Source organism: Microcoleus sp. PH2017_35_SFW_U_B (genome assembly GCF_020737865.1).
Classification (GTDB): Bacteria; Cyanobacteriota; Cyanobacteriia; order Cyanobacteriales; family Microcoleaceae; genus Microcoleus.
On sequence record NZ_JAEQDE010000166.1, the window covers coordinates 1 to 20,224 of the forward strand.

20 protein-coding genes and 1 pseudogene are annotated in these 20,224 nt (G+C 46.2%); 6 read left to right on the forward strand and 15 right to left on the reverse strand.

Annotation, left to right across the window (positions count from 1 at the left end; all coding sequences use genetic code 11):
• Nucleotides 1–144: 144 nt before the first annotated feature.
• The 7 genes and pseudogenes from JGK36_RS32520 to JGK36_RS32550 form a co-directional block, all read right to left on the reverse strand.
• Nucleotides 145–837, reverse strand: a complete 693-nt coding sequence (locus tag JGK36_RS32520) for a response regulator transcription factor (protein WP_293193997.1) — start codon at nucleotides 835–837, stop codon at nucleotides 145–147.
• A gap of 118 nt (nucleotides 838–955) precedes the next feature.
• On the reverse strand, nucleotides 956–3,292 hold the full coding sequence (locus JGK36_RS32525) for a tetratricopeptide repeat protein (protein WP_293201326.1): 2,337 nt from the start codon (nucleotides 3,290–3,292) through the stop codon (nucleotides 956–958).
• Between the two features lie 549 nt (nucleotides 3,293–3,841).
• Nucleotides 3,842–4,009: a ssl1498 family light-harvesting-like protein gene (locus JGK36_RS32530; RefSeq protein ID WP_293187141.1), complete on the reverse strand. Its 168-nt coding sequence runs from the start codon at nucleotides 4,007–4,009 to the stop codon at nucleotides 3,842–3,844.
• Nucleotides 4,010–4,089: 80 nt separating this feature from the next.
• Nucleotides 4,090–5,121, reverse strand: a complete 1,032-nt coding sequence (locus tag JGK36_RS32535; RefSeq protein WP_293194001.1) for a thiazole synthase — start codon at nucleotides 5,119–5,121, stop codon at nucleotides 4,090–4,092.
• Complete coding sequence (locus JGK36_RS32540; RefSeq protein ID WP_293187143.1) at nucleotides 5,105–5,413, reverse strand: hypothetical protein; 309 nt, start codon at nucleotides 5,411–5,413, stop codon at nucleotides 5,105–5,107. Before JGK36_RS32540 ends, JGK36_RS32535 begins: the two co-directional genes overlap by 17 nt.
• 28 nt (nucleotides 5,414–5,441) lie before the next feature.
• Nucleotides 5,442–6,502 (reverse strand): annotated as a pseudogene (locus JGK36_RS32545) (RNA-guided endonuclease InsQ/TnpB family protein).
• Nucleotides 6,503–6,525: 23 nt separating this feature from the next.
• Nucleotides 6,526–6,648 carry a hypothetical protein gene (locus tag JGK36_RS32550; RefSeq protein ID WP_293186803.1) on the reverse strand — a complete coding sequence of 41 codons (123 nt, stop codon included), beginning with the start codon at nucleotides 6,646–6,648 and terminating at the stop codon, nucleotides 6,526–6,528.
• 129 nt (nucleotides 6,649–6,777) lie between these two features.
• Here JGK36_RS32550 and JGK36_RS32555 point away from each other — a divergent pair, with 129 nt between their 5' ends.
• Complete coding sequence (locus JGK36_RS32555) at nucleotides 6,778–7,479, forward strand: Crp/Fnr family transcriptional regulator (RefSeq protein ID WP_293186804.1); 702 nt, start codon at nucleotides 6,778–6,780, stop codon at nucleotides 7,477–7,479.
• A gap of 427 nt (nucleotides 7,480–7,906) precedes the next feature.
• Here JGK36_RS32555 and JGK36_RS32560 read toward each other — a convergent pair whose 3' ends face one another.
• The 5 genes from JGK36_RS32560 to JGK36_RS32580 all read right to left on the reverse strand — a co-directional run bounded on the left by JGK36_RS32560 (nucleotide 7,907) and on the right by JGK36_RS32580 (nucleotide 12,396).
• Nucleotides 7,907–8,236, reverse strand: a complete 330-nt coding sequence (locus JGK36_RS32560) for a cupin domain-containing protein (protein WP_293186805.1) — start codon at nucleotides 8,234–8,236, stop codon at nucleotides 7,907–7,909.
• A 14-nt stretch (nucleotides 8,237–8,250) separates the two neighbouring features.
• On the reverse strand, nucleotides 8,251–9,030 hold the full coding sequence (locus JGK36_RS32565) for a cyclopropane-fatty-acyl-phospholipid synthase family protein (protein ID WP_293199244.1): 780 nt from the start codon (nucleotides 9,028–9,030) through the stop codon (nucleotides 8,251–8,253).
• Between the two features lie 328 nt (nucleotides 9,031–9,358).
• Nucleotides 9,359–10,348 (reverse strand): methyltransferase domain-containing protein, encoded by a 990-nt coding sequence (locus tag JGK36_RS32570; protein WP_293201327.1) that lies wholly within the window; start codon nucleotides 10,346–10,348, stop codon nucleotides 9,359–9,361.
• Nucleotides 10,349–10,453: 105 nt separating this feature from the next.
• Nucleotides 10,454–11,551, reverse strand: a complete 1,098-nt coding sequence (locus JGK36_RS32575; protein ID WP_293186808.1) for a fatty acid desaturase — start codon at nucleotides 11,549–11,551, stop codon at nucleotides 10,454–10,456.
• 128 nt (nucleotides 11,552–11,679) lie between these two features.
• Nucleotides 11,680–12,396, reverse strand: coding sequence for a LuxR C-terminal-related transcriptional regulator (locus JGK36_RS32580; protein ID WP_293186809.1), 717 nt, complete (start codon nucleotides 12,394–12,396; stop codon nucleotides 11,680–11,682).
• Between the two features lie 90 nt (nucleotides 12,397–12,486).
• Here JGK36_RS32580 and JGK36_RS32585 point away from each other — a divergent pair, with 90 nt between their 5' ends.
• The 4 genes from JGK36_RS32585 to JGK36_RS32600 are packed head-to-tail and all read left to right on the forward strand — an operon-like array spanning nucleotide 12,487 to nucleotide 14,105.
• A complete protein-coding gene (locus tag JGK36_RS32585; RefSeq protein WP_293186810.1) occupies nucleotides 12,487–12,909 on the forward strand; it encodes a DUF6220 domain-containing protein in 423 nt (140 codons plus the stop codon).
• An 18-nt stretch (nucleotides 12,910–12,927) separates the two neighbouring features.
• A complete protein-coding gene (locus tag JGK36_RS32590; protein ID WP_293186811.1) occupies nucleotides 12,928–13,353 on the forward strand; it encodes an MAPEG family protein in 426 nt (141 codons plus the stop codon).
• A 42-nt stretch (nucleotides 13,354–13,395) separates the two neighbouring features.
• Entirely contained in the window at nucleotides 13,396–13,629 is a 234-nt protein-coding gene (locus JGK36_RS32595; RefSeq protein ID WP_293199250.1) for a hypothetical protein, read from the forward strand.
• An 8-nt stretch (nucleotides 13,630–13,637) separates the two neighbouring features.
• Nucleotides 13,638–14,105 (forward strand): hypothetical protein, encoded by a 468-nt coding sequence (locus JGK36_RS32600; RefSeq protein WP_293193586.1) that lies wholly within the window; start codon nucleotides 13,638–13,640, stop codon nucleotides 14,103–14,105.
• Nucleotides 14,106–14,205: 100 nt separating this feature from the next.
• Here JGK36_RS32600 and thiO read toward each other — a convergent pair whose 3' ends face one another.
• Together thiO and JGK36_RS32610 are read right to left on the reverse strand one after the other, a co-directional pair.
• Complete coding sequence (gene thiO / locus JGK36_RS32605; RefSeq protein ID WP_293193584.1) at nucleotides 14,206–15,294, reverse strand: glycine oxidase ThiO; 1,089 nt, start codon at nucleotides 15,292–15,294, stop codon at nucleotides 14,206–14,208.
• 191 nt (nucleotides 15,295–15,485) lie between these two features.
• Entirely contained in the window at nucleotides 15,486–15,824 is a 339-nt protein-coding gene (locus tag JGK36_RS32610; RefSeq protein ID WP_293186814.1) for a 2Fe-2S iron-sulfur cluster-binding protein, read from the reverse strand.
• Nucleotides 15,825–15,940: 116 nt separating this feature from the next.
• Here JGK36_RS32610 and cimA point away from each other — a divergent pair, with 116 nt between their 5' ends.
• On the forward strand, nucleotides 15,941–17,554 hold the full coding sequence (cimA, locus tag JGK36_RS32615; protein ID WP_293186815.1) for a citramalate synthase: 1,614 nt from the start codon (nucleotides 15,941–15,943) through the stop codon (nucleotides 17,552–17,554).
• 238 nt (nucleotides 17,555–17,792) lie between these two features.
• Here the strand turns inward: cimA and JGK36_RS32620 are convergent, their stop codons facing one another.
• Complete coding sequence (locus JGK36_RS32620; protein WP_293199253.1) at nucleotides 17,793–20,003, reverse strand: peptidase domain-containing ABC transporter; 2,211 nt, start codon at nucleotides 20,001–20,003, stop codon at nucleotides 17,793–17,795.
• Nucleotides 20,004–20,224: the final 221 nt, after the last annotated feature.

The following is a 20,224-nucleotide window of genomic DNA, read 5'->3' on the forward strand; positions in this document are numbered from 1 at the left end:
CAAATAGTCTCGTGCGATCGCCCGAGTTGCGGACAAAGCTACCCAAATAGTCAAGGATGGGTAGCTTTGTCCATAAATTAAGTTACAGTTTCAAACCCCTACAGCCTTGTCCCTACAGATCCGGCTGCCGAATGCCGAATACTGCTAGGTTTTTGGCTCAAACTTGTAACCTACTCCCCGGACGGTTTGAATCATTGAGATTTGGTTGGTATCTGGTTCAATTTTGCGGCGAATTTGACCGATATGGACATCCACCACGCGATCGGCTCCCACATACTCGTAGTCCCAGACTTCTTGCAGCAATTCCGATCGCCTCCATACGCGACCGGGTTTGCTTGCCAAACAGTACAGCAGGTCGAATTCTAAAGCCGTCAAAGCAACTATCTGACTGTCGAGAATTACCTCGCGCCGGACGGGATCTATTAGTAGCTCTCCAAAGGTCAGACTTTGTTGTTGAGCCGGAGTAACAAGGCGTTTGCGCTTCAAAATTGCTGCAACGCGAGCTCCAATCTCTACAAGACTAAAAGGTTTAGTAATGTAGTCGTCAGCGCCTTCGGCAAACCCTTTCATTTTGTCAGCTTCATCGGTTCGGCTGGTCAGCATCAACACAAACACGCCCGTCCGTTTTTGCATCTCTTGACAGAGTTTGTAGCCAGTAGTATCGGGTAAATTTACATCTAGAACTACTAAGTCAGGATTGAGTTGCTCAAATAATTCCAGACCAGTCTGACCGTCTCCGGCCGACTCAACTTGATAACCTTGCTGGCTCAAAAAACGGTGAATTAAATTTCGGATTGCCGGGTCGTCATCAACCACAAGGATTTTTACAGGGGCCATGACCACAACTTTGTTTGAAGAATTAGGCAAGAAGATTCAGCCATAATAATAGAAAACTGGATACAAATCTCGAAAAAATTGAGCTTTTATATAGTTGTAGCCATATTTATAGCCATACTTATAACCTACGTAAGATTTCAGGCAATAAATCTCCAGGTACTTTGGATAAGGCTAGATTTTGGCCTTGCAGCCCACATTCGCTATAGAAAGCTCTAATCGTTTTCACAATATAACTCAATGCAGTTTGCCGGGAATCGGCAGCTTGAGAGTTTGGCGGGGCTTGCAGGTTAAGTTTATCTCCATATGTTAACCCTTTGTCGTTGAGATGTTGTCCCCATTCGGCGCACACTTGCAACTGGTGGTGCAGTGCTGCTTCTAAATGGCTGGTTTGGGCGGCTTTGTTGGTGCCAAAATCTAGATCTGTGGCTAGTTGATAGTGGGCTAGTCCGAGATTGTTGCGGGCGGCCCAGGTGTCAAAGCTGAGTTGGGTTCGATCGAGCTGGCCGGCGATATCCAGTGCAGCTTCGTAGGCGGTAATCGCCTGCTGTAAAGATTCCGTCCGGGCCTGTTTCTGCTGGAACTGGTTCCCCAAATGCCAATAAGCGGTACCGAGATTGTTGTAGGTGGCTGCTGCTGCTGCGGGTACCAATTCTCGGGTGCGGTATTTCAAGGCTTCGCGGTAGGCATCAATCGCCCTGACTAACAAGAGTTCTGAGGGTTCGTGCTGGGCGAGGTTCCAGCAAGCGGTACCGAGGTTGTTTTGGACTCCGGCATAGTTGAGCGGTTCTCGATCGGGACTGTAACAGCAAAGGGCTTGGGTGTAAGCGGCGATCGCGCTTTTGAGATAGACGATCGGCTGACCATCTTGAGCTAAATTCCAGTATGCTGTCGCCAAATTATTCTGAGCCGCCGCGTACTGCTGGGGCTCCGCCGCCGGGTCTAAATCTAGTAGCGCTTGTTGGTAAGCTGCAACTGCTTGCTGCAAGTTCTCTGTCTTATCTTGATAGCGGGCTAAATCTGCCGAAGCGATGCCCAAATTTTTGTTTAATCTCACGCGGGTTTGGGGTGCGCTGTCGGCATCTGTGCGGTTCAAACCTTCAAGGTAGAGGGCGATGCTGCGTTCGAGGCAGGATACCGGATCGGCTGCGTTATGCTGCTGCGTGCGATCGCGCGACAGCATCCAGTAGAAAGTACCGAGATCGTTGATCAGATCGGAAATTGGCGGTAGGCTGTGGGACTCCTCGGCGTACTGAGTTAAGTTTTGTGTCAATTGGGAAATTAGCCGCGCGCATTCCTCGGTTAGTGGTTGATTTTCCTGGGAGTTGTCGTCGAGTTCCAGGTATGCAATCACTTGCTCGATCGCGCGAATGGCAATTGTCAGGTTTTGCGGGGAGGAATCTCCGCCCAGAATCCGATCGCGGTAGTAATTTCCCAAACTGTGATAAGCCAAAGCCAAAGCTTCGGAACAGCACTCATGTTCTTGCAGCAATGCAATATATTGCAGGGTTTGCAGCGGCAGAAAATTGTCTTCCGATGCGGGATTATCTTCTACTTCCAACTCCTGAGAAGCCGCTGCTAGCACCAAATCTGCCAGTTCGACGGATTTAGAATCTGTTGTGGCGGGTTCAGAATCGGGAATGGGAGATGGGGAATCGGGAATTGGGGATGGGGAATCGGGAATGGGGGATGGGGAATCGGGAATGGGGGATGGGGAATCGGGAATGGGGGATGGGGAATCGGGAATGGGGGATGGGGAATCGGGAATTGGGGATGGGGAATCGGGAATTGAGGATTCTTCAGAAGACTTTAAATATTTTAAAAGTTGGTCGCCATAGTCTCCGTTGTCCCGCAAGTTTCCGAAGTTTTCCGAGTGTCCGAAGTCTTCCGAGTGCCCGAAGTCGCCCTTAGCTGGAGTTGGTTCGCCTTCAAACTCAAATACTCCGGTGCGCCATTGCCAAAATTCCGGGGCCGATTGCTCGATCGAACTCAACCAAGGGCGCGACACCCACAGCAACAGAGTAGATTCGCACATTTGCAGGTTTGCTTCGATGTCTCTCAAATAGCTCAGGAACGACCACTGTACGGCCGGTGAGTGCCTGGTCAGGTGTTCGGCCCCGAGAATTTGAAATCCCGGCAAACGGCTGTAGCTGCCGCCGTTTCGGGGCAGTGGGTGTTGAGTCAGCCATGCGGCGATCGAGTCCCAAGGATTGGGCTCGCTCACGTCGAGTTCCAAACTGACAAATCGGGGATAGTCGATCGGGTAGGGACGAGAAATCGAGTCGGCGCCCTCGGCGGCTAATTCTGCCTGCAAGCGGGCCGCCAGACAGTCCCGCAAACACAGGTCGTCGCAGGCGGCAATAAAAATTTGACGGCGTAAGTTGAGGTCGATCGCCTGTTTCAAGCGTTGATAGATCTGCTTGTTCGAGCTAGAAACTTTTTGGGAAGGAATAGACATCACGGTCTGGCGATTTTAGATTTTAGATTTTAGATTTTAGATTTGGGAATGTAGATTTGGGAATGTAGATTGTAGATTTTAGATTTGGGATTGTAGAGTTGAAATCGCTCCTAACTCGCAACACCGACGAGTTCGGCAGTCAATCGCACCGTTGATGACCTGCATGATTGTAGATTTTCAATTAGCAATTTTTTTATATTTGTGACGATTCCGTCTGATTAATTGCAACGATCGCCCCTGAACCTGAACGCCGAAAGGAAAAAACCCTATTTCTGCTTGTCTTGTTTAGTCTTCCAGCTCGCTCGGCACGCTTCAGGACTGTTGCAACTATAGCGGTTCTCAGAAAGATTCGCGGACGTTGTTGGGAAGAGAGCCCTCTTGGTTTCAGTGGTTATATAACCTGTCAGTCATACCTCACCTTTTTGAGAAAGGCTATACCTGCTTTTTATTGAAACACAAAAACCATGTTTCCATTGGTTGGGAAACATGGTTTGTTGAATGATTATTTAAAATAGCGATTTGAAGCAGCTTTGAGTGTCAGGTCAGTTTTTACACAGAAGCAGCCACAAACACCAAACCGGCTACTAACAGCGCGGCGGCAACACCCAGGATGATGTAGTTCCGTTGCTGGTTCTTGTTGGGAGGTACGGCGTCGTACATCTTCGGCTCTTTGGCAAAGTTGTTCAAGCGTCCGTCTTCTTCGGTAGTATAAGGCATTGGCAACAATCCTCAATATTTTTGATTGCCATCACTTTACCAAAAAACGCTATCAAATCGCCGCCCTTAAGTTCGGGAATTTATTTTGAGGTGACAGTACCTGTTTCGGGAGAAGAGGCGATCGCGTAATCTTTGACCGGCATTCTTCCTGCTAAGTACGCTAAACGTCCCGCTTCTGCGGCCATTCCCATTGCTTTGGCCATTGCCGGAGAATTCTGAGCATTGGCGATCGCGGAATTAATCAAAAGTGCATCAGCGCCCATTTCCATGGCTTGGGCCGCTTCGCTGGGAGTGCCGATCCCTGCATCCACCACCACAGGGATATTCACCGTGTCAATAATGATTTGAATATTGGCAGCATTATTGATCCCTTGCCCCGAACCGATGGGCGAACCTAAAGGCATGACAGTCGCACAACCGACTTCTTCTAGGCGTTTTGCTAGCAGCGGATCGGCATTGATGTAAGGCAAAACGGCAAAACCTTCTTTGACTAATTGCTCTGCGGCGTGCAAAGTGCCGATCGGATCGGGCAGCAAATATTTAGCATCCGGAATCACTTCTAACTTAACAAAATTATTATCTTCCTGCCCTAAAAGCTTCGCCATTTCCCTGCCCAAACGAGCCACTCTAACCGCCTCATCCGCCGTTTGACAACCGGCAGTATTCGGCAGCATCCAAATTTTAGTCCAATCAAGAGCCTCTGCCAATCCTTCATGACCGGGAGCATTTGTTTGCACTCGCCGCACAGCCACAGTCACAATTTCGCATCGACTAGCGTTGACACTTTGCTGCATTTCTGCAATGCTGCGATATTTTCCCGTCCCCGTCATCAAGCGAGAATGAAATGTTTTGCCGGCAATAATTAGAGGTTTATCAAAAGATGGAGTTGCTGTATCTACTGGATAGCCAAAAATACTATACTCAAGTGCCTCTTTCCATTGTTCTCTACCGCCCAACATCTCTTCCAGTTGCAAACCTTCTTTATTTGTCAGCTCATCACGAGTAACTGCATAAACAATTTGCCCAACTGTAATCAATTTCGCCTCTCGCGGCATATTATTTTTTAAGCCAGTTTGTATAACTTCTTCAAATTCATTAAAAACGTCTTCCATTTTCCCATTCCTCCCTAGTAATCTGTTGTACTTCTTCGCTGTTGAATACTAATATAATATTCTGGATAAGTTGTCTTTCGTCCGAATAAAAAGCTTTTCTGATGCCATCGTTTATCTTCCAAAATTCATAACTATCTCGGTTGATGTGAATAATAACGGCTGCTGCACCTTGATTCTTTGCCCTGCTGATTCCTTCTTGAAGTCGGTATCTGATGTTTTTAGTAGATTTTGTCAACTCCTTAAATTCGGAAATCTCACCGTCAATCTCAGCATCTGGCGTTCTGCTATACAAATCCTAGACAAGTCTAGACATTTGCTTCTTACTTCATCGGGAGCATGGGAGCGGTTATCCCTCCGTAAGCTTTCACGATGAAAGCCAAGCGCGATAAATTAATTGCTGCGTTCAAATCCCTGTCCATCGAATGACCACAACTTTCACAGTCGTAGGTTCTTTCTTTTAGGGGCATATCTTGAATATGTCCGCAGTTTGAACAGGTTTTACTCGAAGGGAACCAGCGGTCGGCAATGATTATTTCACAGCCAAACTTTTTAGCTTTGTATTCTAGCTGACGTTTGAATTCATAGAATCCACAGTCAGCGATAACTTGAGCTAGTTTGTGATTAGCTAGCATTCCCGAAACATTCAAATTTTCTACTACTATCGTTGCGTGGTTTTTGCCTAAGTAAGTAGTAATTTGATGGAGAGTATTTTTTCTGAGATTCGCTACCGCTGGGATAACTCCTTTGACAGCCTACGCAATTTACTGAGATGCGTTTTGTAATGCTTTGGGTTAGGAAAAACAACACCCGTTGAAAGTGTTGCTAACTCTTTAACTCCTAGGTCAACACCCACGACATCGTGTTGCTTTACAGTTGATTCATGCTCCTGTTCGTAGGCAAAAGCAATAAACCAACTGTCGGCAGTTCGAGATATCGTGATTGACTTGCAGGTGGTATGAGGCAATCCTTCGTAGGTTTTTACCCAGCCGATGGTGGGCAACTTTATGGACGTACCACCTACCGGGATTGGTTTTCCACCTGCGTCTATCGTGAAGGAATCATGATGGCCCTTTTTCTTGAATTTGGGATATCCAGCTTTTTTTGAGAAAAATAAGGAGAAGGAATCACCAAGATTGTCGAAAGCATATTGAGTTATCTTCTGGCAAATTCCCGCCTCTTTAATCCATGTGAACTCAGGCTTTACATGATTGTTAAAGAATTTCTTGAGCAGGTATTTATTGGGCTTCAATCCATCTTGATAAAGGTAACTCCAAGTAGCCAATCCCCAGTTATAAGTAAACCTTGCTATTCCAGCGTGTTTGCTCATGACAGTTGTCTGACTCTTGTTTAATTTTAACTTTGTTTTGATGGATAAAAGCATTGTTCGACCTCAACACGCTAATTTCACCGATCGCCCGACAGGGTAGGTTTGGCTGGTAACTTCCCCGAAACATCCCAGCGCAAGCGAGTATCTTTACTGACAATCCAAGGTTTTTTGGGAATCGCCCAGGGTTTGAACAGGTACATCGTAGATTTGTCTACAAGTGTACTACCTTGTCTATTTAATCGCTAGCTAGGTACTAGCTCTGCTAGCCTCGATATATTCTGAATTCACCGCTATGATACTCTGAATGGACTCCGGCTCAAGTTAAATTTATGAAAGCAACCGTTGAGCAACTGGCCCAAATTGGGATATTTGCCAGCTTAAACCGAACTGATTTAGAGCAACTGCAAGAACATACAGCAATTCGGAGTTACCGACAGGGAGAAGTTGTGATGTATGAGGGCGATCGCATCCCCGAAAAATTATACACGCTTTTGAGCGGTTCGCTGCGGGTAGCAAAAACAGCGGCGGCGGGCAAAGAAACAATTTTGCGTACTTTATTTCAGGGAGATATTTTTGCCGCACCTGCTTTGCTGGGTAACGGAGTTGCGTCGGCAACGGTGACGGCAGAAACTGACGTGCAAGTTCTTACCACAGAACGGGAATTTTTGCTAGCAGCAATTCGGCAAAATCCTGAGATTGCTTTGCGAATATTGGCGGTTTTTAACCAGCGGTTGCAGCAACTGCACGAGACTGTACACGGTTTGGTGTCGGAAAGGGCGATCGTGCGGCTGGCGAGATTCATTCATTACTTTGGCATCGAGCAAGGTACGAAGATTGTGGATAATAGTGTATGTTTAGAAAAACGTTTTCCCTACTATCAAATTGCTCGCAGTATTGGCATCACCTACGAAGAATGCGTGCGGTTGTTTAAGAAACTCAAGCCATTTGTATCTTACAGTCGAGGCGGAAAAATTACTGTGTTGGATTGGAAACAACTGGAGGCGATCGCCTCTGGAGAAGACATAGATTAATGAAGGGAAGAAGTACATTGATTCGGTAGGTTTATCGCTAAGTTTTGATCCCCCTAAATCCCCCTTAAGAAGGGGGACTTTGAAGAAAACTTCGGTTCCCCGAATCGTTGTGGCGACTTTGATGCTCTTGTCCCCCCCTTCTTAAGGGGGGCTAGGCAGGGCGGTTTTATTGTCGTCAGAAAAATTAGGTACGTAGTTGCGCTTCAGCGCTCTTTATAATATTAGGAAAGACGCTAAGAGCGCAACTACGTACCTTGGCCCAAGCGCGAGCCAACCTTTGAGCGATACTGTTGGTATTTTTATATTTCCTATCCTCACAATAAAACCACCCTACTTCTTAAGGGGGGCTAGGGGGATCGAGAGGTTGATTTTCAAATAAAATACTAATGCTAGTTTCTTGAAATTAATCAGAATTGACAGTATTATTTTACTCCGAAAATGTCAAAATAAACGCCAAGTTTTCTTCAGCTTTCAAGGCGTGGGGAGCACGGGCGGGCATAAAAACAAACACCCCCGGTTCCAAGACAATATCCTTACCTTCCAAAGTCAAAATTCCCTTTCCTTCGACTACATTAACTGTGGCATTGCGCGGCGAAGAGTGTTCGGAAACCTCGCTACCAGCAGCCAGACAAAGTAGGGTATACTGGCAATTATTGTCCTTTACTAAAATTTTGCTCAGCACTCCGGCGGCGGGATATTCAATTGCTTCTCGGAGTTGGATTGCGGAAGATTCTAACGGTAAAAGAGTAGCAGTCATGATTTTTGAATCCCTTAATATTGTTTTGTTGCACAAAGGATGATGTAGTCTAAATCGCGATCGTACTTTTGGAAAACTCGACGCATTGCTAAAATACGATCGCGAATTTGCGATTTACTTAAAATATTCCACAAAATCCGCACAGTACCCACAAAACCTTCGTCTTCAACCATTCGTGGCAAGTTGAGGAGTCCCATCGCCCCAGTTTGACACTTTTCTACTTGCAAACCCGCGTTTTGGCAAACAGCAATCGGGCCAGACTCAGACAAAGGCGTTGAATTAGCCCGAATCACTTCCGACAAAGCTTTGTGAATTTCTGATTCTCGGTTTCTAGCTAAAAGTTCGTGAGAAAGAAACTTGCCGCCCGGTTTTAGCCGATCGCAAATTCCCGATATAATTTTAGCTTTCCCCCACCCTGACTGCATCGTCAGGATAGCTTCAGCCAACACCCAATCAAACTCTTGGGAAATCCGATCCAAGTGAAAAATATCTGCTTCGACAATTTGGACTCGATCGCCCAAACCCGCTGCTGCAACATTAGCACGAGCGCGCGCCACACTGTCGGGATTCTTCTCAACTCCCACTACTTTAACGCCAAAACGTTCCGCAAGGGCGATCGAACTATATCCAAAACTAGCAGCCAACTCTAAAACAGTTTCGCCCGCTTGAAAATCCGCCCATTCAAACAACATTTCCGTAGCAACTTTTCCCCCCGGCCTCAGCATTTTCTTGCCAGCCGCCGCCAGCACTTCATGCCCCGGTGCAGTCTTAAAATTGAGAGCAATATTGGTCATAAAATTGACCTCCTATTTAACCTTACTCTCAGTTTGCCAAATTCTCCCAAAGCTTTCTATGAGCTAGCTCATATTCAAATTATCTCTAAGATAAGACGGCGGTTGAAACCGCTAGACGGCGGTTGAAACCGCGTCTACACAAACGAAGTCCGCGCAACGCGAGACTGAAGAGAATAACGTAATTTTAATTGCAATATCTTTAACCCGCGGAGGCTGGTTTTGTCTGTCTAGCCGCGGTTTCAACCGCCAGTCTTCTTTCTAGCCCACGTAATTTTAATTGCAATATCTTCAACCCGCGGAGGCGGGTTTTGCCTGTGTAGACGCGGTTTCATTTTGCCTGTGTAGACGCGGTTTCAACCGCCAGTCTTCTTTCTACCGAATTTGCTCGCAGTGCGCGGAACATTCCAAAGCGGCAAAGCCCCGCACCAAAGGCTAAACGCATTAGTAAAAGAGTCGGTACTTCTCGCAGAGACTTGATGAAACCCGATACACCAAAACGCACTAATCCGGCCGGTCTAGCTATACCTTGCCAGATAGAATCTATCCAGGAAGGAAGAGTTTCTTGCGTCCAATCTGCGGTGGTTACAGCGCCCTCCACAAACCCCGTTTCTTCTAAAAGTTCTGAAAAGCCCTCGATGCTTGAAAAAGCCGGATGCGACCATTGATCCAGCAGTTGTTTCATTACGGGTTTCTCCCAGAAATTGAGCGGGATTTTGCGATCGTCCCTTTGATTCCAGTCAGCCACAACCAGCACGCCACCGGGCTTGACGACTCTCATCAACTCTTTCGCAAACACGGCTTTATCTGGCATATGCGGCCCAGCTTCGATCGACCAAACCACATCAAAACTCGCATCTGGAAACGACAGCGCCATAGCATCATCCACCCGAAACTGCAAATCGAGATCTGGGGAAGTTAATTCTTGAGCGCGTTTAACTTGCTGCGGGCTGATCGTAATTCCCGTGACAGCAAACTTATAATCCTGCGCCAGAATGCGGCTGCTACCGCCAATTCCACAGCCAACATCTAAGACTGTAGTGCCGGCAGGTAATTTATCCAAGCCTCCCCAGCGCACCATTTCATGCACAAAATCCGATTTAGCTGCGAGGAAATCTTTGCGTTGTGGCGGCGCACCGTAATGGCCCAAGTGGATGTGCTCGCCCCAATAAAATTCGAGAATCCCGTCTTCCGTCCATTCGTCGTAGGAATTCGCCACGGAGTCCGATGATTGATAAGGGCGAGCCGTGATTAAATAGATCAGAAGGGCGATCGCCAGCAGTACAAACAAAACTCCAAGTACAACAACAAATAAATTCATTTTTTTACCTTCTTTCCAGAGCAGAATGTATAGCAGTTGACAGTTGACAGTTGACAGTTGACAGCTTCCCCGAAAAGCCGATCGTTGGGTTGCATAGTACGGGAATCAAATTATTTCTACTTGTTGTCTAAATGATGCGATCGATTGCAGACTATCTGAAGCAGCATCCCAAAGAATGAACTTAAAACAATCAGGAATCTCGCGAATTGTCAGGATTCTTGAATTACCAAGCAGGTGCAAATTAGCATTGTGACACGCCCGAAGATTGTAATTAGGAATTCGCTCAGACAGATGATGAATATTGTGGTAAGCAATATCAGCCGAAAACCAATTGAGAATAGTTGGTAATTTTAGATAACTGCTACCTTCGATCGCACCAAGCAGATAGTCCCAGCCCTCTGTCTTGTGAGCGTAGGAACCCTCAAAGTTATGCTGCACAAAGAAGATGCAGATAAATATCGCCGCCGAACAAGTCATCACAATTGAGTAAACACTCCAGAAAAACCCAAACCCAAGTAAGTTACCCAGATAAAGCCAGCTACCCACCACACAAATATTGTTGAAGAGTAAATCCCAAAACTCAGCCGTCGTATACCAGTGTTTGGATTTGTAGGAAGCAATTATTCTAGATAAACCCATACCTAAATCTTGATTGAGACAATCAAAAGTATGTCTGACAAAACCAGCAATTCCCAATATTAGCGCGAGTCTTGGTTTGATAATCAGGTAGAAAAAGCCACCAGGAAACAGCATCAGCGGGTGTCTGAGCAACTGATATATCTTTTGGTTAAATGGACTGAGTGCCGCAAACTTTTCGGTGGAAATCAACGCCGAAGGGCCTCGGTACATATCCCAATTACCATTATTTTTGTGATGGTAAGCGTGTCCCCTAGACCAGGGGTACTGAGGAATTGCATTGATGATACCTAGCAGAAAACCCACTGTGCGATTGACTTTTTTGGAACTAAACAGAGAATAGTGTCCGCAATCGTGCATCAAGGAGAAACAACGTCCTGAAAAGAGTGTCATCAACACGATGATCGGTGGCAGCAGCCATACAGAAATGGCAGCAGCTTTAAATGCTAAAAACCATAAAAATGTATAGGGGATGACTGTATTGAGTAGTTGGTATGTAGCTTTGAAATTGTTGCTCTTCATGTAAGGAGATAGCACAAAATCCGACTTTTTGATCGCGCTTTTCATTCAGTATGTCTGTAGTGTGGATAAGTGCTTAGCTGAGAATATAGTTTAGATTGCAGGTGATTGACAGAAAATCAAATAATACCATACTACTATACGGTTGGCTAATCGGTGAGGGCGCAAGCAAAATGTTATCGATCGCCGTTGAGCACCAAATTTGATACAGACTGCTTGACACTAGGCTCGTATTTTGTAGCAGAAAGTTGTGCCACCATCTGCGCGCGGGATGAAACCTCAAGCTTGCGGAACATTCGCTTCAGAGCTTGCTTCACAGAATTTTCAGTAATCCAAAGTTCAGTCCCAATTTCGGCGTTAGTTCGTCCCAAAGCCACCAACTCGGCAATTTCCAATTCACGAGGCGTTAAGCGATTGGTTTTGAAAGGCTGGTATGGCGATCGCATTGTTGCACTCCAGACAGATAAGTGCAAACAAATTCCACTCAAATCTGCTAAATTTTGTGCATCAAAAGCAGACATTGACTGTTCGCGAGTGCAACCGAATACACCCACTAATTGACCGCAACTTACAATCGGGCCCGCCATCACGTGCCAATGATCGGGGCGAGGACAAATCATCGTCCAAACTTTGGGTGATGCTACCAGTGCTTCGTGGACTGGAGCATGGCGCTCAACTAGATAACGCGCAATAGGATTATATTCGATCGATAGTGCAATTTCCAGGGTTTTATGAAATTTTTTATCTAACAAAGGCAGTTGGTCAAAGAAAAAGACTCCCGATCGCTTAGCGGCAAAATACTCGCCGATTTGCGGCACGACTTGCGATCGCAGATCTTGTTCATTCTTGACTTGATTGATTGCTTCAAATAAATGCTGTAAGGAATTTGTCATCGTCGTGATAGCGAAAAGTGTACCCGATCGGGGTCTATGACTGCTGAATTACTCAGCTTATATTATCAAAAGTATCAAAAATAACGTGACATGACCATCAATTCGGAAATTGAGCGCGATCGCACTCCCATGCGTTGGATGCCGATCGGCTTTTATGCGACTTCAGTCGTCTTTAACCTCTGCTTGATTGCTCAATTGTTAACGGTTGGATTCGCTTACTTTGTCAATCCTGCATGGTGGGATATTCATGTTTGGCTAGTCCGAGGATATAGCGGGCTGTCATTATTATTACTGGGATGGTCGCTGCTGACTCGATTCTCACCTCAAATACAACGTCTCACCGCAAGTCTACCCGTACTGCTGGGACTACAATTTTTGACCATTCATCTCAACACTCCTTTTCACCTAGAGGTACTCCATCCTCTGATTGGATTTACCTTAGTCTTTGTTTCTTCAATTCTTGTACATAGCGTAGGGCGCATTTTATCGCCCGCCCATCTTCAGAACAATTGAGTTTTATAGGTAAAAACGATGCAAAATGCAATTTTTAGTCCCTTCTTTGCAATGGTGTTTGTGACACTGGTAGTCTGGGTTTATCTCTACATCCGCCGTATCACTTTCCTCAACAATACAAAGCTCGCCCCGAAGGAGCTGGCTGTACCTGGTATGCTGGCACAAATCTCGCCACCAGAGGTATCAAATCCGTCCGATAACTTCAAGAATTTGTTCGAGATTCCCGTCCTGTTTTATGCGCTGGTGCTATACCTTTTCATCACGAACCAGGTAGATGCAGTTTATGTGAATGCGGCTTGGATCTTCGTTGGCTTTCGCGCTTTGCACAGCATCGTTCATTGTACATTCAATCTAATCCTGCTGCGCTTCTACCTCTACCTATTCTCAACCCTGATGGTGTGGTTCATCGCCATCCGTGCAGCATTTAGCCACTTTGCTAAATAGATAACTCGATCGCACTCTCAAACATTCGGCGACTCCCAAATCTTGCGATCCGCCGGGAAGTTGATGCGGGCGATCGACTTTTCGGCGCGTATCACCCCCGCTTACGCCTTTGACAAACCGCCCCCGAAACCCAAATGTGACACAACATCCACCACCGCAGAGGATTTTGGCTCGACTCGTGGAAACGGGAATTTGAGGAGCGATCGTGATTGGCGATCGTTCGTTTTTTGCGATCGCAGCTCCGACTTGCTACAATCTAGTCGCACGCGCAACTAGAATAAATCATGAGCGAACTGTTAGACGAGACGCTTTCTATTGAAATCGCCACTCGCATTAAAAGCAACCGTAAAAACTGCTTTGATAACGCTTCCAAAGCAGCATTAACCACCGAAGGCGCAATCTACGTTCAAGGCTTTTTAGCTGCACCCGGAGCGCCTTACAAACCCATCGAGTATAGCTGGATTGAACTCAACGAGCGCATTGTTGACCCAACTTTTCCGCATCTTGGCTTCAATGCTCAAGACATTCATTACTTCCCCGCCCAGCGATTGAGCGTCAAGAAACTCAAAGCAATTCTAGACGAATCAAAAGAAGATTATCCAGAAGACGATCCGCTGCCGGTTTACGGAAATCAACCCTATGAATATTACGGCGATGTGATGTTAGGCGGTAAAGATTACCAAAATGCTTACGATTTGGCTGCGCTTAAATGCAGGGAATTGAACCTACCCAAAAAAACGGAATCTAACTAATTTGGACTTACGCCAAAATTAAGTTCGTAGTAAGGGCTTTAGTCCTGCTTCATTTATCTTTATAAAGAGAGGACTAAAGTCCGAACGATTAAACCGAATGTCAGGAAAATGCAAACCTCGCATAATTAAAAGCAGCCAACAACGGATCTAACTTTCGATTTAACATCAAATCAGCCAACAACTTAGCAGTCACCGGAGCCAACAAAATGCCATTGCGATAATGCCCAGTTGCCAATGTCAAATTATCCCAAGCAGAAGCACCCAAAATCGGCAACTCATCCGTCGTAGCAGGCCGAAATCCCCACCAAAACTCTAGAATCGGATAATTCTGCAATTCGGGATATAACTTAATCGCTCCTGCTAGCAAACTTTGGATTCCCGCTGGGGTATTTCCAGGGGTAAAATCCACATTCTCGCTAGTTGCACCAATAATAATTCTGCCATCTTGACGCGGCACAATATAAATGCCAGTCCCGAATAAAACTGTTTGCAATGGCTGCATAACTGCACAATCTTTTGGTACGCACACTGACAGCATTTGCCCCTTTCTGGGAAAAACCGGAACATTCAATAACTTCTCACACCAAGGCCCTGCCGCCAAAACATAACGGTCAGCTTGCAATTTTCTTGCCGTTGTTTCTACGCCAAAAACTCGGTTTCCATGCCGAATAATTTCCTTTGCAGTATCTTGAATAATCTCAATTTGCAATTCTTTGGTTGCGCTCTGTAGCGTCCGAAATAAAGCGCGGTTGTCCACTTGAGCGTCGTCAGGATACCACCAACCACCGATTACTTCTTCACCCAATCCAAACTGGTGCTGGCGAACAGTATCTCTGTCTAACCAATGAGAGTTAAGGTTTGACAATAGCGGCTGTTGTTGAGGATCGTTTTGACAAACTGGTGCGAGAATTCCCGATCGCCAATACCCCGTTTTCAACCCCGTAATCTCTTCCAGGCGTTCCACCCAGGAAGGATACAGCGCGCGACTTTGCAAGCACAAATCCAGCATCGGACTGGGGGGAATTCGTTCCGCTTGGGGAGCGAGCATTCCGGCAGCAGCCCGGGCCGTCGGTTGTGGAGAATCGGCGGTAAGAACAGCGACAGATGCCCCTCGCAATTTCAGTTCAACTGCTAGGGAAAGGCCGATAATTCCGCCACCAATAATCAGAATATCTTGAGATGAATTCATTGACTTTTCTATGGACTGTCTGGCTTTTTTACCTCGGGGCCTTCTTGAGGGTAAGGTGCTGGTGTTCGCACCTTACAGTTAGAATTTTGGGGCAAGTCTTACATATTTTCTTGTGGGGTGGGCTTCGCAGCACCACCCAAAATATGCAATCTAAATGCACTACAGCTTATCAGCCTTCCTGCACCAAAAATCTATCCTTGAGGTTTCCATACAGTTTCCGAGCCCTGGCCCCAAAAACCATCATATTTTGTCACCTTAATATCGCCCAAAACCTTAGTCTGGCAGGACAAACGGCGGTTTGATGCGGGAGAATGGGGAGGAATCGAAAGTCGCGCTTTTTCACGCCACTCGGACTCGGAAACTTCGCCCTCGATGGTGACGGCACAGGTGCCACAAGTCCCCAAACCGTGGCAGTTGATGACTTTAGCGTTGCCGTTGTAGAGATCGATGCCGTTTTTGAGCAAGACTTCACGGAGATTCGATCCGCGATCGCACTCAAATGTTTTTCCTTGCGCTTGTACCTTAACCACAGTAATTTACCCCGATTAGATTTATGTTAATTTTCCTATATATTATCGCATTTATTTCAAATAATTTCATCTAATATGATAAGTGATATATTACCAATTGAGAATTGAGAATTCCCATGAAAAATCGGCTCTGGATCTACGATACCACGCTGCGAGACGGCGCTCAGTGCGAGGGACTCTGCTTATCTCTCGAAGACAAAGTGCGAATTGCTCGACAGTTAGACAGTTTAGGAATTCCGTTTATTGAAGGTGGCTGGCCGGGAGCAAATCCTAAAGACGTACAATTTTTTTGGCGGCTCAAAGAACAGCCATTAATTCAAGCAGAAGTTGTCGCTTTTTGTTCGACCAGACGACCGGGAAAAACGGCAGCCAATGATGAAATGTTGCAGCCTATCTTGTCTGCGGGGACTCGCTGGGTAACGCTGTTTGGCAAGTCGTGGGATTTGCACGTAATTGAAAGTTTGAAGACGACGTTAGAAGAAAATCTGGCGATGATTCGAGATACTATTGAATATTTACGGAGTCAGGGAAGGCGCGTTATTTACGATGCCGAACACTGGTTTGACGGCTACAAACACAATCCCGAGTATGCGATTAAAACTTTAATGGCAGCGGCGGATGCTGGTGCAGAATGGCTGGTGCTTTGCGATACCAACGGCGGTACTTTGCCTGACGAAGTTAGTCAAGTTGTGCGTGATGTTTTAGCGGCTTTAGGAACTGAACTAACTCAATCTTTACAGTTAGGAATTCACACTCACAACGACTCTGGAGTTGCCGTTGCTAATGCTCTGGCTGGTGTGCGGGAAGGGGTGACGATGGTACAGGGAACTATTAACGGTTATGGCGAACGCTGCGGTAATGCTAATTTGTGTTCCTTGATTCCTAATTTTCAGCTCAAGTTGGGTTATGATTGCATTCAAGATGAGCAATTAGCGAAATTAACTCAAGTCAGTCGCTCCGTCAGCGAAATTGTTAATCTTGCTCCCGACGACCACGCTCCTTTTGTCGGTCTTTCGGCTTTTGCTCACAAGGGCGGAATTCACGTATCGGCGGTTGAAAAAAATCCGTTAACTTACGAACACTTGGAACCGGAAAAAATCGGCAACATCCGGCGAATTGTGATTTCGGATCAATCGGGTTTGAGTAATGTTTTGGCGAAGGCTAAGACTTTTGGTATTGAACTCGATCGCAAAAATCCTGCTTGCCGCCAAATTCTGGAAAAGTTGAAAGATTTGGAAAGTCAGGGATATCAATTTGAGGGTGCTGAGGCGTCTTTTGAATTGTTGATGCGGGAAGCTTTGGAAAAGCGGCAGCGGTGGTTTGAAATTCATGGATTTCAAGTTCACTGCGATAAGGTTGGCGAAGATTGTACGGCTTTAGCCACTGTGAAATTGTCAGTCAACGGTACAATTATTCTGGAATGTGCGGAAGGAAACGGCCCGGTTTCGGCTTTAGATGCGGCTTTGCGGAAAGCTTTGGTGAATTTTTATCCGGCGATAGCGCATTTTTATCTGACAGATTACAAGGTGCGAATTCTGGATTCTGGTGCGGGTACTTCTGCTAAAACTCGCGTGTTTGTTGAGTTTAGTAACGGCCACGATCGTTGGACGACGGTTGGGGTTTCTGGTAATATTTTGGATGCTTCTTGTCAGGCGGTTGTTGAGGGTTTGGAGTACGGTTTGGTGTTGGAAAATCAGGAGGCGATTCCCCTAGTTTGTCGGGTGCATTAGACAAGATTGCAACAATAGCTGGACGGGCAAGATGCCCGTTCCACAATCATAGATTGGGCGGGCAAGATGCCCGTTCCACAATCATAGATTGGGCGGGCAAGATGCCCGTTCCACAATCATAGGGCGGGCAAGATGCCCGTTCCACAATCATAGATTGGGCGGGCAAGATGCCCGTTCCACAATTTTTTTTATTGTGGGATGGGCTTCTAGCCCGTCCTAATTATTTTTGCAATTTTGTCTAAGGTTCCAAAAACTCTAAGTGATCTCCGGGAATCGATCGCAATTTTGCCGCCGAACCTTGCAGTTTTAACCGACCGCGTTCTAACATGATAATCCAATCGGCGCGATCGATCACTCGGGGCCTGTGACTGATAAAAATCGTAGTTTTCCCCTGCCGGTACATCAACAAATTTTCCAAGACTTCCGCTTCGCTGGCGGGATCTAGCCCTGCGGTAGACTCGTCTAGAATCAACACGGGCGGGTTATTGAGAATGGCACGGGCGATCGCCAATCTCTGTCTTTGTCCCCCCGAAATATTCGCCCCAAACTCCCCTAAAACAGTTTGATATTTATCCGGTAATTGGCTTATAAATTCATCCGCCCCGGCAATTTTGCAAGCTTTCACAATCTGTTCAAAAGTGGCATCAGGACTCCCCAACTGAAAATTATCGAGAATCGAACGGCTCCAGAAATGAGCTTCTTGGGGAACAAGAACCACCTGCTGTCTGAGACAATCGAGAGACAAATCCTGCAAATTGTAACCGCCAATTCTCACATTACCAGATTGCAGCGGATACAGACCAGCAATTACCTTAGCTAGCGTACTTTTTCCACAACCAGAATAACCGATTAAAGCAATTGCGTGACCGCCCGGAAAGGTCACAGAAAAATTTTCCAACAAGTCAAGTCTGCCTGGGTAGTGAAAATTCACACTCTTACAAACAATTTCGTCGCCGCCTTGAAGCGTTACCACAGGTTTATTAATATCGCTTTTACTTTCTGGTTCAGCATCTATGACTTCCGAAAGCCGTTGAGTTGCTGTCTGCACGCGAGCCATTTCATCAGTAGATTCGACCAAGGAAGTCACCCAAGTAGTAACGTTTTGATTCATGCTAATAAATGCTAGCAACTGACCGATACTCAATGCCTTGTCAATCACCAACCCGCTGCCCAACCACAGCAGGGTAATGCTGCCCGCTGAAGCAACAAAGCCAGAAAAGATATTATTGAGAATGCCAATTTGTGTAGTGCGAAAAGTAAGACTCGCTAAACGACCGAAGCGACCTTGAAATTCTTCCCAAAGTTGCTGGGCGCTGCTAGTCGTTTTGACTGTCAGCGCGCCTTTAAAGGTTTCTACTAAAACGCCTTGAGTTTCTGCTTCCAGTACAAATAAATTCCGCGTTTTTTGCTGCAATACGGGCAGAAAAACTACTGTAGAGGCAGTCATGAATAAAGCGATGACTGTAGCAGCCAGCGTCAGTTCCTTGCTGTAAAACAACATGAAAATAAAAGAAACTACAGCTATAAAAAATTGACTTGGTAAGCTGATCGCAAATTGAGAAACTAATTTATTGATTTCTTGGATATCTTGTAATCTACTGACGATTTCGCCGCTGCGTCTGGTTTCGTAAAAGCTTAAAGGCAATCGCAGGAATTTACGCCCAAATTCCATGACCAATCCCAACTCTAAACGCTGGGAAAATTGAGCAATTAAGTTCGACTGTACTAATCCTAAACTGCTGCTAAATAGGTTCATAACTATAACTGCGATCGCCACACTTGCCAAAAGTTGCGTGTCGCCCCGCACCAAAATGTCGTCGGTGAGCAGTTGTACGAGAAAAGGTGAAGCAATCGACAGCAAACCCAACACCACATTCATCAACAGTGCTTCCATTAAAAGCTGGCGGTAAATCCAAACCCGGCGCATCCATTTTTGTAACGAATTGGCGGGCGGTTGGCCGTCTGCTTCGGCAAAAAATCGATCGGGATCTGGGTCTACTAGCAAGCACAGCCAATCTGTCCAACCTGCTGCTAATTCTTCTTTGGAAATATAGCGCATACCGACAGCCGGATCGCCGATCGCATATTTGTCGCCCTGCTTTCCGTACAAAACAACCCAGTGGTACCCGCTCCAGTGAATAATAGCCGGTAAAGGTGCTTCGTCAATTTTGTCTAAAATAGCAGCCGCTGCTCGCACCGATCGAGCATTAAAGCCCACCGCCTCAGCGCCTTGTTTCAAGCCCAGCAGAGTTGTCCCCTTTTGGCCTGTACCCGCAGATTCTCGCAAACGGCTAATGGTAAAGTTCTGTCCGTAAAATTTGGCGATCGAAGCCAAACAAGCCGCCCCGCAGTCTTCTTCGCTCTGCTGGAGTACAACCTGATATTTCTTAAACCTGTTAACTTGTCCGAATAATGGCATTTTGCCGATCAAAGGGATGTTCTTTAACATTTTGCAAAATGAATAATGGTAGAGCATAAAGAAGATTACTCATCACCAACTACCCAATCAGCAAAAAGCACCCATAAAGTTATGGGTGCTTTCTCGATCAAAAGTTATAGAGCTGAATTCAGAGCACTAAACTTTACCAGTAGCCGTAGCGAACTACTCTTCTGAAGGAACCGTCGCAATTGCGGCGGTACACAACCCAACGGCGCCGACGACCACAGTTT

Coding starts and splice junctions, on each gene's coding strand:
- JGK36_RS32585 (WP_293186810.1), top strand. CDS start 12,487: ATGACCATCAATTCGGAAATTGAGCGCGATCGCACTCCCATGCGTTGG.
- JGK36_RS32620 (WP_293199253.1), bottom strand. CDS start 20,003: ATGTTAAAGAACATCCCTTTGATCGGCAAAATGCCATTATTCGGACAA.
- JGK36_RS32565 (WP_293199244.1), bottom strand. CDS start 9,030: ATGACCAATATTGCTCTCAATTTTAAGACTGCACCGGGGCATGAAGTG.
- JGK36_RS32575 (WP_293186808.1), bottom strand. CDS start 11,551: ATGAAAAGCGCGATCAAAAAGTCGGATTTTGTGCTATCTCCTTACATG.
- JGK36_RS32600 (WP_293193586.1), top strand. CDS start 13,638: ATGAGCGAACTGTTAGACGAGACGCTTTCTATTGAAATCGCCACTCGC.
- JGK36_RS32530 (WP_293187141.1), bottom strand. CDS start 4,009: ATGCCTTATACTACCGAAGAAGACGGACGCTTGAACAACTTTGCCAAA.
- thiO (WP_293193584.1), bottom strand. CDS start 15,294: ATGAATTCATCTCAAGATATTCTGATTATTGGTGGCGGAATTATCGGC.
- JGK36_RS32570 (WP_293201327.1), bottom strand. CDS start 10,348: ATGAATTTATTTGTTGTTGTACTTGGAGTTTTGTTTGTACTGCTGGCG.
- JGK36_RS32550 (WP_293186803.1), bottom strand. CDS start 6,648: ATGTACCTGTTCAAACCCTGGGCGATTCCCAAAAAACCTTGGATTGTC.
- cimA (WP_293186815.1), top strand. CDS start 15,941: ATGAAAAATCGGCTCTGGATCTACGATACCACGCTGCGAGACGGCGCT.
- JGK36_RS32590 (WP_293186811.1), top strand. CDS start 12,928: ATGCAAAATGCAATTTTTAGTCCCTTCTTTGCAATGGTGTTTGTGACA.
- JGK36_RS32520 (WP_293193997.1), bottom strand. CDS start 837: ATGGCCCCTGTAAAAATCCTTGTGGTTGATGACGACCCGGCAATCCGA.
- JGK36_RS32525 (WP_293201326.1), bottom strand. CDS start 3,292: ATGTCTATTCCTTCCCAAAAAGTTTCTAGCTCGAACAAGCAGATCTAT.
- JGK36_RS32580 (WP_293186809.1), bottom strand. CDS start 12,396: ATGACAAATTCCTTACAGCATTTATTTGAAGCAATCAATCAAGTCAAG.
- JGK36_RS32535 (WP_293194001.1), bottom strand. CDS start 5,121: ATGGAAGACGTTTTTAATGAATTTGAAGAAGTTATACAAACTGGCTTA.
- JGK36_RS32560 (WP_293186805.1), bottom strand. CDS start 8,236: ATGACTGCTACTCTTTTACCGTTAGAATCTTCCGCAATCCAACTCCGA.
- JGK36_RS32555 (WP_293186804.1), top strand. CDS start 6,778: ATGAAAGCAACCGTTGAGCAACTGGCCCAAATTGGGATATTTGCCAGC.